Annotated in this window: 26 protein-coding genes; 9 read left to right on the forward strand and 17 right to left on the reverse strand. The window is 68.2% G+C overall.

Features of this window, described 5'->3' with window-relative positions; all coding sequences use genetic code 11:
• Positions 1 to 36 precede the first annotated feature (36 nt).
• From VVD47_RS15025 to VVD47_RS15045, 5 genes are read left to right on the forward strand one after another with little or no spacing between them, the layout of a single operon-like run.
• Positions 37 to 867, forward strand: coding sequence for an ABC transporter permease (locus VVD47_RS15025; RefSeq protein ID WP_327604301.1), 831 nt, complete (start codon positions 37 to 39; stop codon positions 865 to 867).
• A complete protein-coding gene (gene hydA / locus VVD47_RS15030; protein WP_327604302.1) occupies positions 864 to 2,324 on the forward strand; it encodes a dihydropyrimidinase in 1,461 nt (486 codons plus the stop codon). Before VVD47_RS15025 ends, hydA begins: the two co-directional genes overlap by 4 nt.
• On the forward strand, positions 2,315 to 3,103 hold the full coding sequence (locus VVD47_RS15035; RefSeq protein WP_327604303.1) for an SDR family oxidoreductase: 789 nt from the start codon (positions 2,315 to 2,317) through the stop codon (positions 3,101 to 3,103). Before hydA ends, VVD47_RS15035 begins: the two co-directional genes overlap by 10 nt.
• Positions 3,104 to 3,117: 14 nt before the next feature.
• Complete coding sequence (locus tag VVD47_RS15040) at positions 3,118 to 3,903, forward strand: D-glutamate cyclase family protein (RefSeq protein ID WP_327604304.1); 786 nt, start codon at positions 3,118 to 3,120, stop codon at positions 3,901 to 3,903.
• Positions 3,900 to 4,331, forward strand: coding sequence for a GlcG/HbpS family heme-binding protein (locus tag VVD47_RS15045; protein WP_327604305.1), 432 nt, complete (start codon positions 3,900 to 3,902; stop codon positions 4,329 to 4,331). Before VVD47_RS15040 ends, VVD47_RS15045 begins: the two co-directional genes overlap by 4 nt.
• A gap of 7 nt (positions 4,332 to 4,338) precedes the next feature.
• Here VVD47_RS15045 and VVD47_RS15050 read toward each other — a convergent pair whose 3' ends face one another.
• From VVD47_RS15050 to VVD47_RS15100, 11 genes are all read right to left on the reverse strand, one after another.
• Complete coding sequence (locus VVD47_RS15050) at positions 4,339 to 5,793, reverse strand: GntP family permease (RefSeq protein ID WP_327604306.1); 1,455 nt, start codon at positions 5,791 to 5,793, stop codon at positions 4,339 to 4,341.
• A 21-nt stretch (positions 5,794 to 5,814) separates the two neighbouring features.
• A complete protein-coding gene (locus VVD47_RS15055) occupies positions 5,815 to 6,855 on the reverse strand; it encodes a patatin-like phospholipase family protein (protein WP_327604307.1) in 1,041 nt (346 codons plus the stop codon).
• Between the two features lie 90 nt (positions 6,856 to 6,945).
• Positions 6,946 to 7,893: an ABC transporter permease gene (locus tag VVD47_RS15060; protein ID WP_327604308.1), complete on the reverse strand. Its 948-nt coding sequence runs from the start codon at positions 7,891 to 7,893 to the stop codon at positions 6,946 to 6,948.
• Between the two features lie 283 nt (positions 7,894 to 8,176).
• The gene (locus VVD47_RS15065) at positions 8,177 to 9,244 is read right to left on the reverse strand and encodes an ABC transporter permease (RefSeq protein ID WP_327604309.1); all 1,068 of its coding nucleotides are present in this window, start codon (positions 9,242 to 9,244) and stop codon (positions 8,177 to 8,179) included.
• Entirely contained in the window at positions 9,234 to 10,781 is a 1,548-nt protein-coding gene (locus VVD47_RS15070; RefSeq protein ID WP_327604310.1) for an ABC transporter ATP-binding protein, read from the reverse strand. Before VVD47_RS15070 ends, VVD47_RS15065 begins: the two co-directional genes overlap by 11 nt.
• 10 nt (positions 10,782 to 10,791) lie before the next feature.
• On the reverse strand, positions 10,792 to 11,361 hold the full coding sequence (locus VVD47_RS15075) for a DJ-1/PfpI family protein (RefSeq protein ID WP_327604311.1): 570 nt from the start codon (positions 11,359 to 11,361) through the stop codon (positions 10,792 to 10,794).
• Positions 11,362 to 11,437: 76 nt separating this feature from the next.
• The gene (locus tag VVD47_RS15080; protein ID WP_327604312.1) at positions 11,438 to 12,430 is read right to left on the reverse strand and encodes a BMP family protein; all 993 of its coding nucleotides are present in this window, start codon (positions 12,428 to 12,430) and stop codon (positions 11,438 to 11,440) included.
• Positions 12,431 to 12,617: 187 nt separating this feature from the next.
• The gene (locus VVD47_RS15085; protein WP_327604313.1) at positions 12,618 to 13,280 is read right to left on the reverse strand and encodes a TetR/AcrR family transcriptional regulator; all 663 of its coding nucleotides are present in this window, start codon (positions 13,278 to 13,280) and stop codon (positions 12,618 to 12,620) included.
• The gene (gene upp / locus VVD47_RS15090) at positions 13,280 to 13,924 is read right to left on the reverse strand and encodes a uracil phosphoribosyltransferase (protein ID WP_327604314.1); all 645 of its coding nucleotides are present in this window, start codon (positions 13,922 to 13,924) and stop codon (positions 13,280 to 13,282) included. Before upp ends, VVD47_RS15085 begins: the two co-directional genes overlap by 1 nt.
• Before the next feature lie 106 nt (positions 13,925 to 14,030).
• Positions 14,031 to 15,293, reverse strand: coding sequence for a URC4/urg3 family protein (locus VVD47_RS15095; RefSeq protein ID WP_327604315.1), 1,263 nt, complete (start codon positions 15,291 to 15,293; stop codon positions 14,031 to 14,033).
• Positions 15,290 to 16,531 (reverse strand): GTP cyclohydrolase II, encoded by a 1,242-nt coding sequence (locus VVD47_RS15100; RefSeq protein WP_327604316.1) that lies wholly within the window; start codon positions 16,529 to 16,531, stop codon positions 15,290 to 15,292. The genes VVD47_RS15095 and VVD47_RS15100 overlap by 4 nt, the downstream gene beginning before the upstream one ends.
• Between VVD47_RS15100 and VVD47_RS15105 the strand changes: the two genes are divergently transcribed.
• Positions 16,520 to 16,921 carry a hypothetical protein gene (locus VVD47_RS15105; protein WP_327604317.1) on the forward strand — a complete coding sequence of 134 codons (402 nt, stop codon included), beginning with the start codon at positions 16,520 to 16,522 and terminating at the stop codon, positions 16,919 to 16,921. The genes VVD47_RS15100 and VVD47_RS15105 overlap by 12 nt on opposite strands.
• A 30-nt stretch (positions 16,922 to 16,951) precedes the next feature.
• Here VVD47_RS15105 and VVD47_RS15110 read toward each other — a convergent pair whose 3' ends face one another.
• Entirely contained in the window at positions 16,952 to 17,647 is a 696-nt protein-coding gene (locus VVD47_RS15110; protein WP_327604318.1) for an aspartate/glutamate racemase family protein, read from the reverse strand.
• A 100-nt stretch (positions 17,648 to 17,747) separates the two neighbouring features.
• Positions 17,748 to 18,368 carry an LON peptidase substrate-binding domain-containing protein gene (locus VVD47_RS15115; RefSeq protein WP_327604319.1) on the reverse strand — a complete coding sequence of 207 codons (621 nt, stop codon included), beginning with the start codon at positions 18,366 to 18,368 and terminating at the stop codon, positions 17,748 to 17,750.
• Positions 18,369 to 18,432: 64 nt separating this feature from the next.
• Here VVD47_RS15115 and VVD47_RS15120 point away from each other — a divergent pair, with 64 nt between their 5' ends.
• The 3 genes from VVD47_RS15120 (at position 18,433) to VVD47_RS15130 (ending at position 21,528) form a co-directional block, all read left to right on the forward strand.
• Entirely contained in the window at positions 18,433 to 19,617 is a 1,185-nt protein-coding gene (locus VVD47_RS15120; RefSeq protein WP_327604320.1) for a class I SAM-dependent methyltransferase, read from the forward strand.
• A 209-nt stretch (positions 19,618 to 19,826) separates the two neighbouring features.
• The gene (locus VVD47_RS15125; protein WP_327604321.1) at positions 19,827 to 20,612 is read left to right on the forward strand and encodes a hypothetical protein; all 786 of its coding nucleotides are present in this window, start codon (positions 19,827 to 19,829) and stop codon (positions 20,610 to 20,612) included.
• A 97-nt stretch (positions 20,613 to 20,709) separates the two neighbouring features.
• Entirely contained in the window at positions 20,710 to 21,528 is an 819-nt protein-coding gene (locus tag VVD47_RS15130; RefSeq protein WP_327604322.1) for a hypothetical protein, read from the forward strand.
• A 165-nt stretch (positions 21,529 to 21,693) separates the two neighbouring features.
• Here the strand turns inward: VVD47_RS15130 and VVD47_RS15135 are convergent, their stop codons facing one another.
• The 4 genes from VVD47_RS15135 to VVD47_RS15150 all read right to left on the reverse strand — a co-directional run bounded on the left by VVD47_RS15135 (position 21,694) and on the right by VVD47_RS15150 (position 25,142).
• On the reverse strand, positions 21,694 to 21,891 hold the full coding sequence (locus VVD47_RS15135; protein ID WP_327604323.1) for a hypothetical protein: 198 nt from the start codon (positions 21,889 to 21,891) through the stop codon (positions 21,694 to 21,696).
• Between the two features lie 364 nt (positions 21,892 to 22,255).
• Positions 22,256 to 23,326, reverse strand: a complete 1,071-nt coding sequence (locus VVD47_RS15140) for a M48 family metallopeptidase (protein WP_327604324.1) — start codon at positions 23,324 to 23,326, stop codon at positions 22,256 to 22,258.
• A 135-nt stretch (positions 23,327 to 23,461) separates the two neighbouring features.
• Positions 23,462 to 24,250 carry a TIGR00266 family protein gene (locus tag VVD47_RS15145; RefSeq protein WP_327604325.1) on the reverse strand — a complete coding sequence of 263 codons (789 nt, stop codon included), beginning with the start codon at positions 24,248 to 24,250 and terminating at the stop codon, positions 23,462 to 23,464.
• 271 nt (positions 24,251 to 24,521) lie between these two features.
• Positions 24,522 to 25,142 carry a hypothetical protein gene (locus VVD47_RS15150; protein WP_327604326.1) on the reverse strand — a complete coding sequence of 207 codons (621 nt, stop codon included), beginning with the start codon at positions 25,140 to 25,142 and terminating at the stop codon, positions 24,522 to 24,524.

Here is a 25,142-nt window from a genome sequence, read left to right on the forward strand (position 1 = left end):
ACCACCAGCCAGACACACCCGCCCGGACATCCGCCCGTGGCAGCTGATGTCGCAACCAAGGCCGCAACCGACGCCACCGGCGGAGCAAGGAAGGGGCTGAGCACGCGGCAGCAGGAAGCCCTGCTGCCGTGGCTGTTCATCGGCAGCATGGTCCTGCTGTGGCAGTTCGCCTGCATGGCGCTCGATCTGCCCGCCTTCGTGCTGCCCAGCCCGGTGGCGGTTGGCGCGTCGATCCAGAAGTGGGCGCTGCCGATCCTGCAGAACGCCGCCTTCACGCTGCTGGCCACGCTGTGCGGCTTTGCCATCGCGGTGGTGCTGGGTGGTGCGCTGGGCGTGGCGATCGGCTCGTCGCGCTTCATCTACCGCGGCATGTACCCGGTGCTGATCGGTTTCAACAGCATTCCGAAGGTGGCGGTGGTGCCGCTGTTCGTCATCTGGTTCGGCGCCGGCACAGTGCCGGCGATCCTCACCGCCTTCCTCGTGTCCTTCTTCCCGATCGCGGTGAATGTGTCGGCCGGTCTCGCCAACGTGGAGCCGGAACTGCTGGACGTGCTGCGCGCCCTGGGCGCGTCGCGCAGCGACATCCTGCGCAAGGTGGGCCTGCCGCGCACGCTGCCGTATTTCTTCGCGTCGCTGAAGGTATCGGTGACGCTGGCCTTCGTCGGCGCGATCATCGCGGAGACGGTGGCGGGGCGTGACGGCATCGGCTACCTGATGATGGCGGCCACCGCCAACTTCGATACCGCGCTGGTGTTCGCCGGCCTCACCATCATCTCGCTGATGGGCATCATGATGTACGCCATCTTCGCGTTCATCGAGAACCGCATGACCCGCTGGGCGCAGCGCGACGGGGGGATGATGTCATGAGCACCGCCACACCCGTGTTCGACACCATCATCCGCAACGGCACGGTGGCCACCGCTGCCGACGTGTTCCGCAGCGACGTCGGCATCCGTGGCGGGCGCATCGTCGCGCTCGGCGAAGGCTTGCGCGGTGCTACGCGCGAGATCGACGCCACCGGCATGTATGTGCTGCCCGGTGGCATCGACGCGCATTGCCATCTCGACCAGCCGAAGGCCGAAGGCCTCGCCGCGGCGGGATCGGTGATGGCCGACGATTTCCTGTCCGGTTCGCGCTCCGCGATCTTCGGCGGTACCACCACCATCGTGCCCTTCGCGGTCCAGCACCGCGGCCAGTCGGTTGTCGCGGCGGTCGAGGACTATCACCGGCGCGCCGCAGGCAAGGCCTACTGCGACTACGCCTTCCACCTCATCGTGTCCGACCCGAGCGAGAAGGTGCTGCGCGAAGAACTGCCGCAGCTCATCGCCGGCGGCTACACCTCGGTCAAGGTGTACATGACCTACGAGGCGATGCGGATCTCCGACCGCCAGATCCTCGACGTGCTGGACGTGACCCGCGAGCACGGTGCGCTGGCGATGATCCATGCCGAGAACTTCGAGTGCATCAGCTGGCTGACGGAAAAGCTGGAGGCGGCCGGCAAGACGGCACCGCGTTACCACGCGACTTCCCGTCCGCAGGCGGTGGAGCGCGAGGCCACCCATCGCGCGATTGCGCTGTCCGAGGTGGTCAGCGCGCGCCTGCTGATCGTGCATGTGTCGGGTGGCGAGGCCATCACGGAAATCCGTCGCGGCCGCGAGCGCGGCGTGCCGATCTTCGCGGAGACCTGCCCGCAGTACCTGTTCCTGTCGGAGGACGATCTCGACCAGCCGGGCTTCCACGGTGCCAAGTGCGTGTGCAGCCCGCCGCCGCGCGACAAGGGTAACCAGGAGGTGGTGTGGCGCGGCATCGAGGATGGCCTCTTCGACATCTTCTCCTCCGACCACGCACCTTACCGCTTCGACGAGAACGGCAAGCTGCGCCATGGCCCCGACGCGCCGTTCCGGAAAGTTGCCAACGGCATTCCCGGCCTGGAGACGCGCGCACCGCTGCTGTTCTCCGAAGGCTTCATGGCCGGTCGCATCGACCTGTGCCGCTTCGTCGCGCTCAACTCTGCCAACGCGGCCAAGCTGTACGGCATGTATCCGCGCAAGGGTACGATCGCGGTGGGGGCGGATGCCGACATCACCATCTGGGATCCGCACAGGCAGGTCACGATCCGCAACGAGATGCTCCACCACAACGTGGACTTCACGCCCTACGAAGGGCGCACGCTGCAGGGCTGGCCGGTCACGGTCATGGTGCGTGGCGAACTGGTGTGCCAGGACGGCGAGCTGCTGGGCCGGCCGGGCTACGGTGAATTCATCGCACGTCGCAGCAGCGCGCGCGATATCCAGGACAGGTCTGCGGAGGCAGCATGGATCTAGGCATTGCAGGAAAGCGGGCGCTGGTGCTCGGCGGCAACCGCGGCATCGGCCTCGGCATTGCCCGGGCACTCGTGCAGGAAGGCGTGGACGTGGCAATCGCGGCACGCGATGCACAGCGTCTGCAGGCGGCCAGCGCGGAGTTGTGTGCCCTCGGGCCCGGCAAGGCGGCCGGTTTCGCGCTGGATCTCGGCGAGCCGGACGGACTGGCGGCATTCGTCGAACACGTCACACAAGCCTTCGGTCCCATCGACATCCTGGTGAACAACACCGGTGGTCCGGAGTACGGCGGCGCCAGCAACCGTGGCACGACGGCATGGCGTGACAGCTTCGAGCAGATGGTGATGTCGGTCATCGCGCTGACCGATGCGGTGCTGCCGGGCATGCGTGAGCGCCGCTGGGGCCGCGTGCTGACGGTGGTTTCCTCTGGCGTGGTGCAGCCCATTCCGGTGCTGGGTATTTCCAACAGCCTGCGCGGCGCCTTGCTGGGCTGGTCGAAGACGCTGTCGAGCGAGGTCGCGGCCGATGGCGTGACCGTCAACGTGCTGGTGCCCGGCCGCATCGACACCGAGCGCGTGCGCCTGACCGACGAGGCGGTGGCGGAGCGGGAGGGCATCAGCGTCGAGGAGGCGCGGCGTCGCTCCACCGGCATCATCCCGCTGCAGCGCTACGGCAAGGTGGAGGAGTTCGCCGCAGTCGCGGCCTTCATCGCCAGCGAGCGCGCGAGCTACGTCACCGGCAGCATGGTCCGTTGTGATGGCGGCATCATCCGCAGCGTATGACGCATGAGGGCGTTGTGAGCGATGCTCAACGCTTTCGCCAGGCCGTTCGCAGCGGCGCGCACGACGGGCTCACCACCGGTTGCGCGCCGGGCTTCGTGCAGGCGAACCTGGTGCTGCTGCCACAGCGACACGCGCATGACTTCCTCGGCTTCTGCGCCGCCAACGCGGCGGCCTGTCCGGTGCTCGCCGTCGGCCAGCCGGGTGATGCCGCGTTGCCCGAGCTCGGTGAGGACATCGACCTGCGACGCGACCTGCCGGGCTACCACGTGTATCGCGGTGGTCGCTTCAGCGAGGCGCGACGCGATGTGCGGGACCTGTGGCAGGACGACCTGGTCGGCGTGGCCATCGGCTGCTGGTTCTCGATGGAGGACGCGTTGCGCGAAGCCGGCGTGCGCCTGCGTCATGTCGAGCTCGGCATCCAGGGGCCCCTGTTCCGTACCAACGTCCCGGCGCGTAGCTTCGGGCGGATGCAGGGGGCACTGGTGGTCTCCATGCGGCCCTTCCGGCTCACCGACCTCAGCCGCGCACGCGCCGTGACTGCCCGCTTTCCGCGTGTGCATGGCGCGCCCATCCACGAGGGCGACCCTGCCGTGCTGGGCATCACCGACCTGCAGGCGCCAGACTTCGGCGAGGTGCTGCTACCGTTGCCGGGTGAGCAAGCGCTGTACTGGGGCTGCGGCCTCACTGCGGTGTGCGCACTGCAGGCCCTGCAGACCGACTTCATCACTCACGCGCCTGGCAGGATGCTGGTCACCGACCTGCTCAACCAGTCAATCGCCGAAACCGAGGAATCGCCATGACGATCACTGTCCCCCGTCTCAAGCTGACCCACGAGGGTGCCTTGCTGCTGTTGAACGCTGCTGTTGCCAAGGCGCTGGAGATGAACACGCCGCAATGCATCGCGGTGGTGGACGACGGCTGCAACCTGCTGGCCTACCTGCGCATGGACGGCGCCAAGGTGTTGTCCATGGAGTCGACGCTCAGCAAGGCGATGACCGCGGCATCCGACCGCAAGCCGACGGGCGAGATGGATCACGAACTCGGCACCAAGCTGGCGCTCGCCACGCGTGGGCGCAAGACCCACCTCAAGGGTGGCCTGCCTGTCATCGTGGACGGCCAGGTCATCGGTGGCATCGCGGCTGGCTCGGGCACGGGCGAGCAGGACCGCATCGTCGCCAATGCCGGACTGGCGGCCTTTCCCGGCGCGCAGGTGTTCGACTACGTCTGAGTGGAGCTCAGAACGACCCGAGCAGCGTGCCCAGCACGATGACGGTCGCCAGCGCGAGGATCGCACTCACCACTGCCGCCATCACGATGTCGAAGTAGCTGTCCTTGTGCGTGCAGCCGCATACCGCCAGCAGCGTCACCACCGCGCCGTTGTGCGGCAGGCTGTCCAGCGTGCCGGCGCCGATCACCGCCACGCGGTGCATCAGGCCGGGGTCGATGCCCGTGCTGTGCGCGATCTGCATGTAGGTGCTGCCCAGTGCATCCAGCGCGATGGACAGGCCGCCGCTGGCCGAGCCGGTCAGTGCGGCGAGGATGTTGGTGGCCACCGCCAGCGACACCAGTGGCCCGCCGTCGATGCCCAGCACCCATTCGCGCACCGTGGCGAAGGCCGGCAGCGCCGCGACGACTGCACCGAAGCCGACCAGGCTGGCGACCGACATTACCGGCAGCACCGCCGCGTTGGCGCCGGCGTCCATGCTCTCGCGCAGGGCCGTGATGCGGCTGTGGTTCAGCACCACCAGCACGGCGATGGCGGCCAGCAGGGCGACGATAACCGACCATACCCCGCCCACCGCGGCCATGCTGGTGTTGCCCCAGGCCGGCGTGGCGAGATAACTCGTGTCCAGGCGCGGCAGTACGACGAAGCTCATCAGCAGGTTGACGCCGACCACCACCCCCAGCGGCAGCACGGCGATGCCGAAGGAGGGTGGATCGCTGCAGCGTGCCCCGCCGTCGATCTCGCCGGGATCGAACTCGCGCGCGGTGGTGATGCGCTCGCGCAGCAGCGGGTCGTCGGCGACTTCCTGTGGCGTGCGCGCAATGGCGCCACCGTAGCCTTCGTGGCTGCGTCGCGCCGAGGCCGCGCGCCACTGCAGCCACCACATGCCGAAGCCGAACATCACGCCGGCAGAGATGATGCCGAGGCCCGGCGCAGCGAAGGGCGTGGTGCCGAAGAAAGGCATCGGGATGGCGTTCTGGATCGCTGGCGTGCCCGGCAGCGCGGACATGGTGAAGGTGGTGGTGCCCAGCGCGATGGCCGCCGGCATCAACCGCGCGGGAATGTCGGCGGCGCGGAACAAGGCCTGCGCCATCGGCGCCAGCACGAAGAAAGCGACGAACAGGCTGACGCCGCCATAGGTGACGAGGCCGCCGGCGAGCACCACCGCGAGGATTGCGCGACGCGTGCCGAGCTTCTCCGTCATCGTGCGTGCGATGGCCTGCACCGAACCGCTGTCGTCCATCAGCTTGCCGAACAGCGCACCGAGCAGGAACAGCGGGAAGAACTGCGCGACGAAACCGGCCGCGCCCTGCATGAAGGTCAGCGTCCAGTGCGCCAGCAGCGGCTGGCCGGACAGGCCGGCGGCGATCAGCGCGGCCAGTGGCGCCAGCAGCAAGACGCTCCAACCGCGGTAGGCCAGCCAGATCAGCAGGCCGAGGGCGATGAGGATGCCGGCGAGTCCCATGTCGATCTCCTGCGGTGGGGGCTACAGCACCGCGTCCAGGTCGACGCTGCACTGGCGGCCGAGATTCGGCGCCTGCTCCGTCAGGAAGGTCTCGGCGCTGCGCCGGCCTTCGTCACGCAGCATGCACAGGAAATCCCATTCGGCATTCAGCTTGGACGAGTAGCCGAGCTGGCCCATCGTCTCGGTGGCGATGCGGTGGATGCGCGTGCGCGCCCACAGTGCACCCTCGCAGTTGCCGGGGTTGGCCACCTGGCGCAGCACGGCGATCATGCGCAGCTCCTTCAGCAGGGTGGCGTTGAAGGACACCTCGTTCACGCGGTTGGCGATCTCCTGCGCGGTGCGTGGGGTGCCGGCGCGTTCCACCGGATTGATCTGCACCAGCACGATGTCATCTGACGCGCATTCGCGCACCAGCGGGGTGATCGTCGGGTTGCCGGCGAAGCCGCCGTCCCAGTAGGGCTCACCGTCGATCTCCACGGCCTGGAACATGGTCGGCAGACAGGCCGAGGCGAGCAGTACCTCGGGGGTGATCTCCGCATTGCGGAACACCCGGCCGCTGCCAGTGCGCACATTGGTGGCGGTGACGAAGAGCCTGACCGGCGCGTGGTGGAGGCGATCGAAATCGATGCAGGCATCCAGCACTTCGGTGAGTGGATTGCGTCCCTGCGGATTGAGGTCGTAGGGCGAGAACAGGCGCGCGGCGAGGTCGAAGGCGATGAACATCGGCGAGGTGTCCAGCGTCCACCTGCCCAACAGCACGTCCAGCGGGCTGCGGCGGAAGGGGCTCAGCAGCGCAGCCTGCGACACGCGCCGCCAGAAGTCCTCGAGCGCGGCCTTCGCCGTGTCGACGCCACCACGCGCGAGGCCATCGGCCAGCACCGCAGCGTTCATCGCCCCGGCAGAAGTGCCGGAGATGCCTTCGATGCGCAGCCAGGGTTCTTCCAGCAGGCGATCCAGCACGCCCCAGGTGAAGGCGCCGTGGGCGCCACCACCCTGCAGGGCAAGATCGATCGGCATCGCCCCGGTTGCGGTGTCTGCCTTGCTGCGCCTCTGCTTCGCCATGCCTGCTCCTGCTGGTGATTCACTGTTGCCCGCCACCGATTGTGCCGTAGCGGGCCGCCCTTCTTCATGACAAGTCGATGAAGCGCAGGTTCAACGCTCGCCCTTGCGGTAGGGTTTCATCAATGCCTGCGGATACGAGGCGCGACGCGCCATCACGATCAGCGCGAGGATGGACAGCAGGTAGGGCAGCATCAAGTAAAGCTGGTAGGGCAGCGCGCCACCGCCGGCCTGTTGCAGGCGCAGCTGCGCCGCGTCGAAAGCCGCGAACAGCAGCGCGCCCAGCAAGGCCTTGCCCGGCCGCCAGGACGCGAACACCACCAGCGCCACGCAGATCCAGCCGCGCCCATTGATCATGTTGAAGAAGAAGGCGTTGAAGGCCGACAGCGTCAGGAAGGCGCCGGCCAGGCCCATCAGCGCCGAGCCGGCGACGATGGCCGCGGTGCGCACCGCCACCACGTTCATCCCCTGTCCCTCTGCCGCAGCCGGGTTCTCGCCGACCATGCGCAGCGCGAGGCCTGCCGGCGTGCGCTGGATGAACCAGCCCACCAGCGGCACCAGCGCGATGGCCAGCAGCGTGAGCGCCGTCTGGCTCGCCAGCACCGGCCCGATCCACGGCACGGCAGCCAGTGCCTGCAGCGGCGCGAAGGGTTCGATGGTGGGCGGCGTCGTCACCTTGGGAAAGCTCACCCGATAGGCGAAGTAGGACAGGCTGGTCGCGAACATCGTCAGCCCCAGGCCGGCGACGTGCTGCGACACCGTGAGCCACACCGTCAGCACCGCGTGGAGCAGCCCGCAGGCCGCACCGGTCGCCATCGCCACCAGCACGCCGGTCCACAGGCCGGCGCCCTGGTACACCGCCAGCCAGCCGGTGAAGGCGCCGGCGACCATGATGCCTTCGATACCCAGATTGAGTACGCCTGCGCGTTCACAGATCAGCACGCCCAGCGTGCCGAGGATCAACGGCGTGGCGACCCGCAGCGTGGCGATCCAGAAGGCGGAGCTGCCGAGCATGTCGATGAGGGTAGAGAGGAGTTCCATCACGCGAACTCTCCATTCGCCGTCATTCCTGGGTAGGCAGGAATCCAGGGACTTTGCAGTTGCGGCGTAACGACACTGGATTCCTGCCTACCCAGGAATGACGGTGCGTGAGCGTGGTGCCCGTGGCGATAGCGGCGGTAGGTTGGGTTGAGCATAGCGAAGCCCAACACCCCAACCGTGGCATGCCGCGCTGCCAGCGAGGACGACGAAAGATTGTGGTGCGCTGCATGTTGGGCTTCGCTGCGCTCAACCCAACCTACGTCCACCACGAAGGACTCGCGTCTCACGCCCGCCCCCAACGCACGCGGTAACGCGTCAGCAAGGTGGCGACCAGCATCGCCAGCAGGGCGGTGGCGACGATCACGTCGGCGATGTAGTTCGGTACGCCGATGGCGCGGCTCATGCTGTCGGCGCCGACCAGCACGGCGGCGATGAATACCGCCGACACCACCACGCCCAGCGGATGCAGGCCGGCCAGCATGGCGATGACGATGCCGGCGTAGCCGTAGCCCGGCGACATGTCGAGCGTGACGTAGCCCGCACGACCCGCCACCTCGCCGACGCCGGCGAGCCCTGCGAGCGCGCCGGAGATCAGCGCGCAGACCAGCATCGTGCGTTGCACCGGCAGGCCGGCGAAGGCGGCGGCACGCGCGTTCGCGCCCACCGCACGCAGCGCGAATCCGAAGGTCGTGAAGCGCTCCACCCCCCACACGACGACCGCCAGTCCGCAGGCGAGCAGCAGGCCGCTGTGCACCCGCGAGCGCTCCATCAGGCGCGAGAATTCCAGCTCCGGATTGATGGTGACGGACTGTGGCCAGCCCATCGCCATCGGGTCCTTCATCGCGCCGTCCAGCATCAGCGATACGCACAGCAGGGCGACGAAGTTGAGCAGCAGGGTAGTGACCACTTCATCCACACCCAGCTTCGTCTTCAGCCAGGCCGGGCCGAGCAGCCACAGCGCGCCCGCCGCGGCGCCGGCCAGCAGCATCAGCGGGAAGAGCAATACCGGCGACAGGTCCCAGCCCGTGCCACCGTGCAGGCCGCCGACCGCCACCGCCGCCAGCGCACCGAGGTAGAGCTGGCCTTCGGCCCCGATGTTGTACAGGCGCGCGCGGAATGCGACCGCCGCGGCAAGGCCGGTGAGGATCAGCGGCGTGGCGCGGGTCAGCGTCTCCGACAGCGCGAAGCGCGACCCGAACGCGCCTTCGAACAGCAGCGCATACGTCTGCCCGATCGGCGCGCCGGCCCAGGCCACCAGCAGCGCGCACACCGCCAGCGTGAACAGCACGGCGGCGAAGGGCGCCAGCAACAGGGCGATGCGCGAACTGCCGGCGCGTGCCTCAAGCCGCATGCGGCACCTCCGCCGGTGTACTGCCGCCCGCCATGGCGAGACCGATGTCGGCCAGCGTCCAGTCCTCGGTCGCGCGCGGTGTGCCGAGATGTCCTTTGAACATCACCGCGACGCGATCGGCGATGGCGAACAGTTCGTCGAGGTCTTCGGAGATCAGCAGCACTGCAGCACCCGCGGCAGCCGCATCCAGCAGGCAGCGATGCACGTAGGCCACCGCGCCGATGTCCAGGCCCCAGGTCGGCTGGTTGGCGACGATGAGTGAAGGCGTGACGCCATCGCCTGCTACCGACAGCGCGCGGCCGAGGATCAGCTTCTGCATGTTGCCGCCGGACAGTACGCGGGTGTTCGCGTCGATGCCGGACAGGCGCACGTCGAAGCGTTCGACGAGCTGTCGCGTGAAGGCGCGCGCTGCCTTGCGGCGTACCACGCCCCAGCGGGAGAACGCCGGCGTGTGCAGGCGCTCCGACACCGTGTTCTCCCACACCGGCAGGTCGCCGACGATGCCGACCGCGTGGCGGTCCTCGGGAATCCGTGCGACGCCGCGGGCCAGCCAGGTGCGCGCCTGCGCCGGCATGGGCTCGTTCTTCAGATGCACGCTGCCTTCGTCGGCGGCCAGCGTGCCGCACAGCAGCTGCGCCAGCGCGAGCTGGCCGTTGCCGGACACGCCGGCGATACCGACGATCTCGCCGGCATGCACGTCGAGATTCACGCCGTCCAGCGCGGCTACGCCACGTTGCAGCGCGCGCACGCCTTCCAGTTTCAGCACGGCATCGCCGCGCGGTCGGCGTTCACGCCGTGGCAGGCTCACCTCGCGGCCGACCATCAGCGCGGCCAGTTCGGCCTTGTCGGTGTCGCGCGTCGAGCGGGTGGCGACCAGCTTGCCGGCACGCAGCACCGCGACGCGCTGCGACACGCGCAGCACCTCGTCCAGCTTGTGGCTGATGAAGATGATGGACAGGCCCTGCGCCACCAGTTGCGCCAGCGTGGCGAACAAGGACTCGCTTTCCTGTGGGGTCAGCACGGCAGTGGGCTCGTCGAGGATCAGGATGCGCGCGCCGCGGTACAGCGCTTTGAGGATCTCCACGCGCTGCCGCTCGCCCACCGACAGCGTGCCGACACGTGCATCCGGATTCACCGACAGGCCGAAGCGCTGCGCCGTCGCCACCAGCTTCGCGCGCGCTGCGCGGCGGCGTGAGAAAAGCTGCCACAGTGGTTCGGTGCCGAGCATCACGTTGTCCAGCACCGTCAGGTTATCGGCCAGCGCGAAATGCTGGTGCACCATGCCGACGCCAGCCGCCAGCGCAGCCTTCGGGTCCCCGGCCGGCAGCGGCTGGCCGGCGACTTCGATGTCGCCGGCATCCGCGACGTAGTGGCCGAACAGGATGCTGACCAGCGTGCTCTTGCCCGCGCCGTTTTCGCCCAGCAGGGCGAGCACTTCACCGGAGGCGAGCTCCAGCGAGATGTCGTCGTTGGCGACGAGGCTGCCGAAACGCTTGGTGATGCGCGACAGGCGCAGGGCGGGTGGGGTCTGGGTCATGGGTGGGGGCTCATCCGCGGATGTCCTGCCACAGCGTCTGCGCATCCCGCGGGTCGGCGTAGATGCCCAATGCATCGAACAAGGCCATGGAGAAGTCGACGAAGGCACGCCCCTTGGCGGTGATGAGCTGGCCGTCGCGCACGACGCGTTCCGCCTCCAGGTAGTTTGCGCGCGGAAACGGATCGGGGGTGGCGAGCCGCGCCGCGGCCTGGATGCTGCAGGTCGTGGTGTAGCGATGCGTGTCGAGCAGACCCGCGCGCGCCAGGTAGTGCGGGCCGTTGCAGATGGCGGCGATGAGCACGCCGCGTGCATGCAGGCTGCGGATGAGGGTCAGCATCGCATCCGGCGCCGGCTGGACGGGACCGCCGGGAATCAGCAGGGCGTCTACATCCGTGAAGTCCATCGCTTGCGCGAGCGTTGCGTCCGGCAGGTAGCGCAGGCCGGACTCGCTGGTCACCGGCGCCAGCGCGTCCGCGACGCCCACGATCTCGCGCTTGCCCACCTGTCTGAGTTTGTGACAGGCCAGCGTGATCTCGAAGTCCGCGAAGTCCGGGTAGTAGAAGCAGAGGATCTTGCTCATGAAGGGCATGAAAGCACAGGACAGCGTCGCGCGCCCGGTCGCCGTGAAAGGGCCGGGTGCGCGACGCTGGCGTGCATCAGTTCGACTTCGGCTCGCTGTCGTTCACCTTCACCGTGAACTTGCCGTCGAGGATGGCCTTCTCCTTCGCCTTCACCTTGGCGACCACGTCGGCCGGCACCTTCTTCTCGAAGGTTCCCAGCGGCGCGAGTTCGCTGCCCTTGTACTTCATCGTCGAGTACTGGCCGTAGTCCTCGGCGGCGAACTTGCCGTCCTTCACCTTCTTCAGCGCGACGCCGATGGTCGGCTCCATGTTCCACAGTGCGGAGGCCACCACGGTGTCCGGGTACTGCGGCTGGGTGTCGATGACGTTGCCGATGGCAAGTTTGCCCTTTTCCTTGGCGGCGTCCGACACACCGAAGCGCTCGGCGTAGAGCACGTCCGCGCCCTTGTCGATCATCGCGAAGGCTGCCTCCTTGGCCTTGGGCGGATCGAACCAGGAGCCGATGAAGCTCACCGTGAACTTGGCCTTCGGGTTGATCTCCTTCGCGCCTTCCATGAAGGCGTGCATCAGCCGGTTCACTTCCGGAATCGGGTAGCCGCCCACCATGCCGATGTGGCCGCTCTTGCTCATGCCGGCGGCGATCATGCCGGTGAGGTAGGCCGGTTCCTGGATGTAGTTGTCGAACACCGAGAAGTTGGGCGCCTGCGGCTTGCCGGAGGAACCGAGCAGGAAGGCGGTCTTCGGGTAGTCCTTGGCGACCTTGCGCGCGGCGGCTTCCACCGCGAAGGCCTCACCGACGATCAGGCCGTTGCCCTGCTCGGCGTACTGGCGCATCACCCGCTCGTAGTCGGCGTTGGTGACGTTCTCCGAGAACACGTAGTCGATCTCGCCACGCGTCTTGGCGGCGTTCAGTGCCTTGTGGATGCGCGACACCCATTGCTGCTCCACCGGCACGGTGTAGATCGCGGCGACCTTGAGTTTCTGCTGCGCGAAGCCTGCGGGCGACATGAGCGCGACGGCGGTGGCGAATGCGGCACACAGCAGGCCGCGACGGGTGAGGGAGCTCATCGACAATCCTTTCCTGGCAGATCAGTGAAACGTACGGAACAGGGTGAAACGCGCCATGAGATGCGCGGGTGGAGCGCGTGAATTGCGGAATGCATGGAGAGCTTAGACGCCGCGTGACCGGCCCGCCATCGCCGGACACGCATGTCCATCAGCGGCTGGACGCATGATGCCGAAGGCATGGCGGTACTCAGTCCGACAGGCCGCAGGCACGCAGGACGAAGCCTTCGACATGCGTCGTCGCGCGGGCCACCAGCTTCGGTCCCATCGGGGCGCCGACCACTGCACTGACCTGCGGCTCGAAATCGGCGTAGGTCTGGGTCATCGCCCACAGCGTGAAGAACAGGTGCACCGGGTCCACCGGCGCCATGCGGCCTTCGGCGATCCATGTCTCGACGATGCGCGCCTTGCGGCGCACCAGCAGGCGCAGCTCGCTACGCAGGATGTCGCCGATCTGCGGCGCGCCGTGCAGCAGTTCGTTGGCGAACACGCGGGAGGCATCCGGCCGCTCGGCGGTGAGGCGCATCTTGTGGCGGATGTAGCGCGACAAGGCCTCGCGCGGCTCGGCGCCGGCCTGGATGGCGTCCGTGCCCTCCAGCCACAGCTGCAGGATGTTGGCGAGTACCGCGCGATGCAGCGCCTGCTTGGTGCCGAAGTAGTAGTGCAGCGTGGCCTTGGGCAGGCCGGCCGCGAGCGCGATCTCGTTCATCGTCGCGCCCGCGAAACCGGCGCGCGCGAACACCTGCTCGGCCGCCTGCAGGATCGCGCTCTCCTGCGCCTGGCGGATGCGGCCGGTCCGGGCGCGGGGGGCGTCCGGCTCCGCGCCTTCCGTGATGCGCGCGGCACGCGCCATCACTTCGTTCCGAAGATGCGGTCGCCGGCGTCGCCGAGACCCGGCACGATGTAGCCGTGGTCGTTGAGGTGCGAGTCGATGGAGGCCAGTGTCACCGGCACGTCCGGATGCGCGGCGGTGAGGTTCCGCAGGCCTTCCGGCGCGGCCAGCAGGCAGGCCAGCTTGATGCTGGTGACGCCGACTTCCTTCAGCCGGTCCAGCGCGGCGATGGCCGAGTGGCCGGTGGCGAGCATCGGGTCCAGCACGATCACCAGGCGGTCCTGGATGTCGTCCGGCACCTTGAAGTAGTACTCGATGGCTTCCAGCGTGTCCGGGTCGCGGTACAGGCCGATGTGGCCGACGCGCGCGCCCGGCAGCAGGTCGATCATGCCGTCCAGCATGCCGGTGCCGGCGCGCAGGATGGACACCAGGCACAGCTTCTTGCCGCTGATGACGGGCGAATCGAAGGTGGTCAGCGGCGTGGTGATGGAGACCTTCTCGGTCGGCAGATCGCGGGTGATCTCGTAGGCCATCATCTGCGCGATCTCGCGCACCAGCCGGCGGAAGTTGTCGGTTGTCGTGTCCTCCCGCCGGATGAAAGTCAGCTTGTGCTGCAGCAGCGGGTGGTCGATGACGGTGACATTGGGAAAGTCGGTAGCAGGCATGGTGGATTCTCCGGTCATCGTGGGTCGGGATCGTCAGGATCGGTCGGGGTCAGCGCGCAACGACGTGCGCACGGTGCGCAATGAGCGGAGCGGCGCAAGCATGCACTCAGAACACCGTGCCGTCGCTGACAAGGGTCAAGGGTGGCCCGCCACCGGGCCGTTTTTCCGCGGCGATGCGCCGGCCCGCGGCCCAGGTGCCGCCTTCCAGCACGCGCGCCAGCGGGAATTGCGCTTCGCTGAGTTTCAGGCGCTGGCGTACCGCGGCGGCGATGCGATCCAGCGCCACCACGGTGACGGCGCGCCATTCGACGATGGGCTCCGCGCTCACTTCCCAGGCGGTGCCGAAGAAGGCCGGGTCGCGTGGCTCCAGCAGGCCGATGTCGATCAGCAGGCCGCCGTTGCGGTACTCGGGCAGGCCGGTCAGCGCGTCCAGTCCTTCCACGCGCAGGCCGGCTTCCTCCAGCGGCTCCAGCAGCGAGTAGGTGAGCCACTGGGTCAGCTTGTGGAAGGGCACGTAGCCGTCGGCCAGCGCCGGGTGCTCCCAGCAGTCGCCCAGCGGCACGCCTTCCAGCGTCATGCGGCCGGGCCACACCGGGCCGAGCGCGCGCAGCAGGGTGCCGAGGATGAAGGCGGCATTCACGCGCCCGTCGCGCGCATGCGCCAGCAGGTAGTCGTAGAGGTTGCCCAGGCGCGCCGGGCTGCCGAACACCGCGGGCGTCCTGGCGATGACATGGCCGAGCGAACGCAGCAGGGCCGCACGCCCCTGGATGCCCACCAGCGGGCTGCCGCCACCGGCCTGGAAGGCCTTGGTGATGTGCGCCGGGCCGATGGCCTGCAGGCCCGTGGCGTCGCTGCGCAGCGGATGCTTCGCGTCCGCCGAGAAAGCACCGGCCTCGAACATGCGCAGGCTGGCGACGCCCAGGCCTTCGGAGCGTTTCAGGGTCTGGCCGGTCGGTGCGTCGAAGAACCGCCAGGCCGCACCGGCGCCGGCGTCCAGCAGCACGCTGGGAATCACAAGGTCGATGGCGACGCGTGCACGCTCTGCCACGTCTCCCGCCAGGCCGTGCTTGTCCACCAGTTGCGCCCAGCGGTCGACCTCGCCGGATTCGAAGTGGCGCCAGCGGCTGTGGTAGGGCACGTCCAGGTCCGGGTAGCGCTCGTGGATGGTGTTGGCGACGTAGAGCGACGCTGCCTCCATGCGGTCCGGGTGCCAGGTGAAGTGCGGCGAGCCGCCCTGTTCCACCCAGCCCATCACCGCCTCGCAGCGCATGCGCACCGCGCTGGCCGACAGCAGCATGGCCGCGGGGTGCGTGCGCGACACCGGCGTGTGCCAGCCCTCGCCGCTGCCGTCCGAGATGCCGGCCTTCATTCTTCCAGCCCCCGCCCCTTGGCGACGGCAAGCTCGGCCGTCGCCGGCACGCTGTCGCTGAAGTAGCCGGCGGCCTTCTTGGCATCCATCTCCACCTTGGCGTCGGCGGGAATCAGTTCGTCCGGGATCGGCACGCGCTCCACCACCTCGATGCCCTGCGCGGTGAGCGCGCCGTGCTTCATGTTGCTCATCGAGGCCCAGCGGTCGATGCGGGTGATGCCCAGCCAGTGGAAGACGTCGGGCATCAGTTCCTGGAAGCGCATGTCCTGCACGCCGGCCACGCACTCGGTGCGTTCGAAATAGGTCTCGGCGCGGTCGCCACCGACCTGCCGCTTGCGTGCGTTGTAGACCAGGAACTTGGTGACTTCGCCCAGCGCGCGGCCTTCCTTGCGGTTGTACACCACGAGGCCGACGCCGCCCTGCTGCGCCATCTCGATGCACACCTCGATGCCGTGCGCGAGGTAGGGCCGGCAGGTGCAGATGTCGGAGCCGAACACGTCGGAGCCGTTGCATTCGTCATGCAGGCGGCAGGCCACTCTGGTTTCCGGCTGGCCGAGCTTCTCGATGTCGCCGAAGAAGTAGAGCGTCATGCCACCGATGGGCGGCAGGAAGACCTTCAGGTCGGGCCGCGTCACCAGTTCCGGGAACATGCCGCCGGTCTGCTCGAACAAGGCGCGCCGCAACGCGCTCTCCTTGATCTTGAAGCGCTCGGCGACGCCGGGCAGGTACCACACCGGATCGATCGCAGCCTTGGTGACGCGTACGTCGCCGTTGGCGGAGAGGATCTGCCCGTCTGGCTTCAGGCGCCCGGCCGCGATGGCCGCGCACAGCTCCGGCATGTTGATGTGGGCACGCGTGATGGCGATGGTGGGGCGCACGTCGATGCCAGCCGCGATCTGTTCGGCGAAGGCCTCGGCCACGCGGTGGCCCCAGGGGTCCAGCGAGATGATCTTCGCCGGGTCTGCCCATTGCGGATGCGGACCAATGCTGGTGACGGGCGAGGTATTGGTGAGGTCGGGCTTGTGGTCGCGCTGCAGGTGGCCGGCCGCCACCGCGAGTGCGCGATACACCGAGTAGGCGCCCGAGTGCGTGCCGATGACGTTGCGCAGCGCCGGCTGCGCCAGGCCGCCGATGAGCGGGCCGCGTTCCTGTGGCGTGCTGGCGCCCCAGTGGATGCCCGTGGCGTGCGGGGTCTTGCTGGCACGCGGGTGGGAGGTGAGCACGATGTGATCGGGCATCTGCAATCTCCAGAAAAACCTGACCGGTTGGTCAGCTTTTGCAAAAGTAGAAGCCAGTTCCATGCCACGCGGAAATGGCGGTTTACCGCAGGAAAACCATTTGCCGGGGCGTTCCGATGCACCGTGCGCAGGCAGCGCGGCATCAAGCCGGCGCCGCGCTGGTGCGCCGCCTACAATCCAGCCATGGAAGAAAAGCCCTTCAGCAAGCCGGCCACCGCCACGTCGCCCTCGACCGAGGGCAAGGATGAGGACAAGGACGGGGGCGCCGCCGCTCCCGCCATCCCTGCACCCGCCAGCACGCCCGGCCTCGACAAGGCTGACGCCGAACTGTTGCGCAAGGATTGCCGGCCGGATTCGGCGCGCCTGCGCCGCCTGCTGCAGCGGTGCTGAGGCCACCCGTCCGTCCCCCTGCCGGAGGGCTCAGCTCGTCATCGCCCAATGCGCCGCCTGCGCAGCGTGCAGCGCGGTGGTGTCGAACAGCGGTACCGGCGAATCGGCCTCGGCCACCAGCATCGAGATTTCCGTGCAGCCGAGGATGACCCCTTGCGCGCCCTGTGCGACGAGGCCGCCGATGATGCGCCGGTAGGCCTCGCGTGAAGCGTCCAGTACGCGGCCCAGGCACAGCTCCTCGTAGATCACGCGGTGCACGCTCTGGCGGTCGGCCTCCGGCGGCACGATGACCTCCAGCCCGTGGTGTTCGCACAGGCGGCCGACGTAGAAGTCCTGCTCCATGGTGAAGCGCGTGCCGAGCAGGCCGATGCGGCGCAGGCCCTGCGCGCGGATGGCCGCTGCGGTCGGGTCGGCGATATGCAGCAGGGGCAGGTCCACCGCTGCCTGGATGGCCGGTGCCACCCGGTGCATGGTGTTCGTGCACAACACCAGCATGTCGGCACCGGCGAGCTGCAGCCGTCGACCGGCATCGGCGAGCATCCTGCCCGCTGCCTCCCAGTCGCCCGTGCGTTGCATCGCCTCGATGTCGTGGAAGTCGACGCTGTACATCAGCAGCCGTGCCGAATGCAGGCCGCCCAGCTGCGCTTTCACGGCCTCGTTGATGAGGCGGTAGTAGTGCGCGGAGGATTCCCAGCTCATGCCACCGATGAGGCCCAGCGTCTTCATGTCAGCTCCAACGCAGCCTCACGACTGCTCTACGAACGTGGGCGGCATTGGAGCAGCCGGCCTGCGACGGGCACAAGTGCCCGGAAGACGTGTGTCGCGCTCAGCCGGCCGGTTTCAGCAGGCCGCGATCGCCGAGGAACTGCTGGATGATGTCCAGCCGCATCACCGGGTCGTCCAGCTCCAGCAGGCGCTGGCGGGCGAGCGGCGGGATCGGCAGGATCTCGGCGTAGCGATAGCCGATCCATGAGGGGTCGTCGAAGTGGTGCGGCGGCGGCATCACCTTGGCACCGCCGTCGGCGGCCACCGCCTGCAGCAGCGGCACCAGTTGCTGGTGGGTCGCGGACAGCGCCGTGGCGGGCGCTTCGTCCAGCCAGCGCACGGCGGCGCGTACCAGCCCCTGCGTGTCCGCGCGGTGCTCGACGATGCGGAAACGCCGCATGCCGCGCACGGTGATGCCGAGCAGGCCGGGCTGGCTCATGTCCCAGTCCACCACCCGGGCGGACACGCCCACCTTGTGCGGCACGGCCGGCGTGCCGACTTCCTGCCCCTCGACGATCAGGCACACGCCGAACTCGCTTTCCTCGCGCATGCAGGTGGCCACCATGTCCATGTAGCGCGCCTCGAAGATGCGCAGGCTGAGGCGGCTGGCGGGGAACAGGACGATCTGCAGCGGGAAGATCGGCAGTGTCTGCGGCAGGCTGTTGGCCGGGGTGTCGGACATGGATGCGGGGACGAGGCGGGTCGGACGGGCAGGACGATTGTACGCGGCCGGTAGAATGCGGCCCATGCAGTCCATCCATCAGCTTCCCGCGCCCGGCGCCGACGCCCTGGCGCATTCCGACGTCCTGCTCGCAGAGATCCGCAGCCACATTGCCAGCGAAGGCGGCTGGATCAGCTTCGCCCGCTACATGGAGCTTGCGCTGTATACGCCCGGCCTGGGCTACTACAGCGGCGGCTCGCAGAAATTCGGCGCCGACGGCGATTTCATCACCGCGCCGGAAATCACCCCGCTGTTCGGCCAGGCGCTGGCGCGCCAGGTCGCGCAGGTGATGGCGGCATCCCGTGCCGAAGTCATCGAGGTGGGAGCGGGCAGCGGCGTGCTGGCCGTGGACCTGCTGCGCGCCCTGGCGGAGCTGGAGGCGCTGCCGACCCGCTACGCCATCCTGGAACTGTCCGGCGAGTTGCGCGCCCGCCAGCACGCGACGCTGGAGCGCGAGGCGCCGCAGTTCCTCGACCGGGTGGAATGGCTGGACCGATTGCCCGAGCAGTTCAGTGGCTGCGTGGTGGCCAACGAGGTGCTGGACGTGATGCCGGTGCACCAGCTGGTGTGGCGTGCCGAGGGCATCTTCGAGCGTGGCGTGGTGGCGCCGGTGGAAGGCGGGCTCGCGCATGCGGACCGTCCGGCCACGGGCGCCGTGCTGGCGGCGGCGCAGGCGCTTGCCGTGCAGGTGCCCTCGGAGGGCGAGTATGAATACGTCAGCGAACTCTGCCTCGCCTCGCGTGCCTGGGTGTCGGAGTGGGCGCAGCGCCTGCAGACCGGTGCGCTGTTGCTGATCGACTACGGCTACCCGCAGGCCGAGTACTACCTGCCTTCGCGCAGCACCGGCACCCTGCAGTGCTACTACCGCCATCGCACGCACACGGCGCTGCTGCACTGGCCGGGTCTGAACGACATCACTTCGTTCGTGGACTTCACTGCCACCGCCGACGCGGCCTTTGCCGCCGGCCTGCAGGTGCTGGGCTACACCAGCCAGGCGAGTTTCCTGCAGAACTGCGGCTTGCTGGAACTGTTGCTGCGGCGGGGCGAAGGCCGCAGCGAGTCGCCCGACTACATCCGCGCCGCGCGTGCGGCGCAACGCCTGATCGCGCCGCACGAGATGGGCGAGCTGTTCAAGGTCATGGCGCTGGGGCGCGGCATGCCATCCGCGCTGCTCGGCTTCGGACGCGGCGATCGCCTGCATGTCCTGTAGGCATTGCGCCTACACCCCGGCCACGGCGGCATGGCTACGACTTTAGTCATACTAATTCCGTAGCGTCTACATATTAGGCGGTGAGCGGTGAACGCCACCGCCTGTCGGCTGTTGCAGCGCAGCACCCTCTTTCCCCCGGGGGTTATGCCGTAGAAAGGCCTGCAGCACCGAAGCACCGTCACAAGAATCCGAAACGCCGGGGGATCACCATGACTTTCGCCAAGTTGCTGCTGGCCTGTAGCCTTGCAGCCATCCAGTTGTTCGCCGCGCCTGCCCAGGCGCAATCCGCAGCCGTCACCGCTACGCTGAGCGCCAACGAGGCCGCCAGCCGCCTGCGCGTGGTGCCGCAACGACTCTCCAAGCTCTACCTGCAGACGCGCCTGAACATCGACCGCGAGCTGTCCACGGTGCGCATCGAGGATGGCATCAAGCAGTTCGACGGCCTGCTCGCCGTCGTCCAGCGCAGCCAGCCCGGTGGCAAGGCGCAGGCCACGCTGCTCACCATCGAGCAGAAGTGGGCCAAGATGCGCGTCGACCTCACCGAGTTGCCTAACGACGCTGTGGCCCAGCGCCTCAGTGCCGATGCAGAGCAACTCGCCGCCGCCGCCCAGTTGCTGACCACCCAGCTGGACGCCGACCCCTCGCCGATCGCACGCCTCGCCGACATGGCCTTGCGCAACGACATGCTGGCGCAGCGGATGGCGCGCCTGTACATGCAGGTGAAGGCCGGCGCGGGCGGCAACCAGAGCGCCGACATCGAGAAGATCCGCAAGGAATTCGCAGAAGCGCTCACCGCGCTGTCGGAAGCGCCGCAGACCTCCAACACCATCCGCAGCAACATCGACCTGGCGCGCCTGCAATGGGGCTTCTTCGAGGCCGCCGTCGGCACCAAGGGCTGGGACGAAGCCAACGTGCGCAACGTGGCCACCACCAGCGAACGGATCAGCCAGGTGCTCAGCGACATCGCCATCAGCTACCGGAAGATGCGCGCCTGAAAACTGCGCCGCATCCGTTCGCAAAACCCCCGGCTGGTCCGGGGGTTTTGCTTTCCGGTAGTCCGCTTTAATCAATCCGTAACGCCAGGGCGCCACCATGAAACGTTTTCGTTACACCTGCCGCACGATGATCCGCAACACCCTGCTCGCCTTCAGCCTCGTCGGCGCGCTGTGCCTTACCCCTGCAGTCGCCCAGTCCGTCACCACCGCTGCCCCGATCAGCGGTTTCGAAGCCGCCAGCCGCCTGCGCGCGATGCCGCAGCGCCTGTCCAAGCTGTACCTGCAGACCCGTCTCAACGTCGATCGCGAAACCTCGCAGCTGCGGCTGGAGGAGGGCATCCGCCAGTTCGACACCATGCTGGCCCAGTTGCAGCGCAACCGGCTGGAAGGTAGCGCGCGGCGCAACCTGGAGCGCCTGGAGGGCCAGTGGGCCGACATGCGCAACACCTTGCGCCAGCCACCCAGCGATGCCCTGAGCCAGCGGCTGGGCAGCGAGGCCGAGCAACTGGCGCTGGGCGCCCAGCGCCTCACCCTGCAACTCGAATCACCGGACGAGAGCAGCGCCAACCGGCTGGCCGAACTGGCGCTGCGCAACGACATGCTGGCGCAGCGCCTGGCGCGGCTGTACATGCAGTTGAAGGCGGGCGTGAACACCACCAGCCACTACGTGGACATGGAGCAGACGCGCAAGGAATTCCTGACCACCCTGCGCGAGCTGGGCAGCGCGCCGCAGAGTGCCGGCAGCGCCAGCCGCAACCTGGAACTCGTGCGCCAGCAGTGGAGCTTCTTCGAGCAGGCGGTGATGGAGCGCAACTGGGACGAGCGCGCCGTGCGCAACGTGGCCACCACCAGCGAACGCATCAGCCAGGTCATGAACGAACTGGCCCAGAGCTACCGCCGCGCACCGGGCGCCTGAGACGCGTCCGGCTGAGCCGGGAAGAGCGCACCGGAAAAACGCACCGGGAAAAACAAAGGCCGCGCACTTGCGCGGCCCCAGCACCAACGGCTCCTCCGCCTTGTCAGGCGAGGAGCCTCGTCGTCCGGTGCGACCCGCAACGGGTCGCAGACCTTACGGAACGGATCATTCCTGCGACAGGTACAGTCGCTTCAGGAAGGAATCGGGATCGGCCAGCATCGCCGCACTGAGCGTCGCGCGCGTGCTGCTCACGGCGCTCTGCAAACCGGCTTCCAGCATCGGTTGCGGCAACCAGCTTGCGTTCAGCACTTCGTCGCCGTAGCGGTCGAACTGGTTGAGGGCCTCGCCTGTCGTCATGTCCATGATCGTCACCATCTCGTTGACTCCCGGTGTTGGGGTGCTGCGGTGAGCAACGCTGCTGCTCACACTCTTCATAACGGACTATGCGACCGAAGGTTAAAAGCCCTGACGACAAAGCCGTGTCAAAAGAATCACGCTTGACAACCGGAACTACATTCCCGGAAAGCCGCGCCAGCACTGGCTTTGACAAAAGTCACACTGCCTTGCTGGACATGGGTGGAACACCGCTACGCACTTTCCGTAGCCGTATTTTCCAACGCCGGGATGACATGAATTGCAGCAGGCGTGTTTGTTCAATACAAGCTGGCGGAAAGGGCAAAACGCCAAAAACGCCAGGCTTTGCCCGAACGTCCGCCGCACCCGGTCGTCATGGCGCCGGTGGCCACGGGCGATAGGGCAGGGGCTCGAAGCGCTGGCCAGCAACGGCCGTGAGGCGGCTGGCGAGCGCATCGCTGCGTGCCCCGGACGCCGGGTGGGTGGAGAGCAGCTCCGGCGCGCTGCCGGCCTGCTTTGCCAGCGTGTCGAAGAACGCCGGCATGCCGGCCGGATCGATGCCGGCGCGCAACAGCGCATCGAAGCCCGCGCTGTCCGCTTCGCGCTCGGCATCGCGCGAGAAGCCCAGGCTCATCATGCGCTGCGCGGCCTCGCCGGCCAGCGCGCCGCCGAGGTCGCCGGTGGCGAGCGCCCACAGTGCGGAGAGCCCCGTCTGCTTGATGAGCGCCTTCAGGCTGTGGCGCAACTCGATGTGCTGCACTTCGTGCGCGAGCACGCCGGCCAGTTCCTCCGGCGTACGCGTGGCGGCGATCAGGCCGCTGTGCACGACGACGATGCCGCCCGGCATCGCGAAGGCGTTGATCGCCGCATCGTCGACGACGTGGAAGCGATAGCGGTAGCTGGAACCTGTCGTCAGCCTGCCGCCGATCTCGCGCACGATGCGCGCCGACTCCCCATCGTCGCGTAGTTTCAGCGTGGCCTGCATGGCCTTGAAGCTGGCGTCGCCCAGCGTTTCCTCCTGCGCCTGCGGCACGCGGCTGGCCACCCAGCCGGCGATGTCGTCGGCGAACACGAAGAAGGCCGCCAGCATCAACAGCGGGGCGGCGATGAACAGTGCCAGCGCCGACCAGCCGATGGCCCGCCCGCCGCGATGACGCCGCGTCGTGCCGGCGAGCTGTGCGAAGGCGGCCTGCCAGCCCGCGGGCGGTGCTGCGCGCACCTGGGACGCATCGGCGGCGTCCAGCACCTGCAGTGCCCAGCCCCCGGCGTCGTCGGCCCAGGACAGCTCCAGTCCCTGCAGGTCGAACCCCGCGATGCGCACACCGCCGGCGACGGCCGGCAGGCGGGTTTCACCCGTGGGCCAGGTGATGAGGCCGGTGTCGGGCTGCCAGTCGCAGGCCTGGCCGGCAGCGGCCAGGCCGGGTCCGAAAAGTCGTGCTTGCATGGAAGAAAACAGGGGGCTGGAAAGGGTCAGGACGGCGAAGAGGGCCGTGGAGCGATGCCGGGTCGGACGCCGCCAGCGGAGACGCCCGACCCGTTCTGCGTGCCTCCGCCGGACGGAGGCCGCACGTGGCGTGACTTATTCGTTGTCGCCGTCGAACAGCCCGCCCAGCAGCGAGCCCTCGCCGCGGCTCTGGCCACCTGCTGCCGGCGCGGCCATGACGATGCGGTTGGCCAGGCGTGACAGCGGCAGCGACTGCAGCCACACGCGACCGGGGCCGCGCAGCGTGGCGAAGAACAGGCCTTCGCCACTGAACAGCGCACTCTTCAACTTGCCGACGTACTGGATGTCGAAATCCACGCTGGGCTGGAAGGCCACCACGCAGCCGGTATCCACGCGCAGCACTTCGCCGGGCGCCAGGTCCTTCACCGCCAGCGTGCCGCCGGCATGCACGAAGGCCATGCCGTCGCCTTCCAGCTTCTGCATGATGAAGCCCTCGCCGCCGAACAGGCCGGTGCCCAGCTTGCGGTTGAAGGCGATGCCCAGCGACACGCCGCGCGCGGCGCACAGGAAGGAATCCTTCTGGCAGATCAGCGTGCCGCCCACGGTGGTGAGGTCCACCGGCACGATCTTGCCCGGGTAGGGCGCGGCAAAGGCCACGCGCGACTTGTCGCGACCCTCGTTGTGGAAGATGGTGGTGAACAGCGACTCGCCTGTCAGCAGGCGCTTGCCGGCGCCCATCAGCTTGCCGAACAGGCCGCCCTGCTGTGCCGAGCCGTCACCGAAGATGGTGTCCATCTCGATGCCGTTGCCCATCATCATCATGGCGCCGGCTTCGCCGATGGCCGCCTCACCCGGATCGAGCTCGACCTCCACGTACTGCATCTCGTTGCCAAAAATCTCGTAGTCGACGACGTCCATCGCCATGGCGGTGCTCCTGCTGGATCAAGGGAAAGGGGATCGGATTCTGGCGCCAATCGCGTGACGGATGTAAGAGCCCTGACAAAATGATTCCGGCCTCGATGTACCGCCTTGCCGTACCAGGCGTGCTGTCCGGGGCGGCACACCTGGCCACCCGTTTGCAGCACGGCCTTACTTCATTCTGTCGGGGCTTCCAGGCGTCCCGCGTGGCGCCAGCGACTGGGAATGAAAAAAGGCGCGGAGGTTCCCGCGCCTTCTGGTTTGCCGACCAGCGTGTTCAGCGGCGGCCGTTGGGCTTGGTCGTCAGCTCGATGTAGCGCGTGCGGTCGGCGTCGAAGCGGGCGCGCAGGATCTCGATGTCGCGCTGCTTGCTGGCGATCACGCTGCGCGTCGCGGACAGTTCCGAACCGATCGTGTCGAGGTCTTCCACCAGGTCGCGCGGGATCGGGCCGGATGCCGGCTTCAACTTCTCCAGCTTGGCGCGGTCGGCCAGCAGCGACGATTCGCGCGACTGGGCGCGCTTGAGGTCGCCGTCCACGTTGGCGACCTCGCGGTCGCGACGTTTGTCGATCTCGTCGACGCTGGCGTACGAGTCCACCAGCACGCGGTCGCGGCGCTTGGCCTCGGCTTCGCGGGCGGCGCGTTCGCGCTGGGCGCGGATTTCGGCTTCGCGGGCGGCGCGTTGCTCCGGCGTCATCGGGGCTTCCACTTCACGCAGGGTGCGCCCGCTCGGCGTCACTTCCTTGTAGGCCTTGTCGAAGCAGGCCTGCGGCAGGGTGTCGCCGCACATGCGCTGGCCGCTGGCATCGTTGCAGCAATACACCCGCGACGACTGGGCCTGCGCGGCACCCGCGGACAGGAGGAGAAGCGACAGGGGCAACAGCGTGCGCAGCATCAA

Source organism: Uliginosibacterium sp. H1, assembly GCF_036017065.1.
In the GTDB taxonomy this organism is placed as follows: Bacteria; Pseudomonadota; Gammaproteobacteria; order Burkholderiales; family Rhodocyclaceae; genus Uliginosibacterium.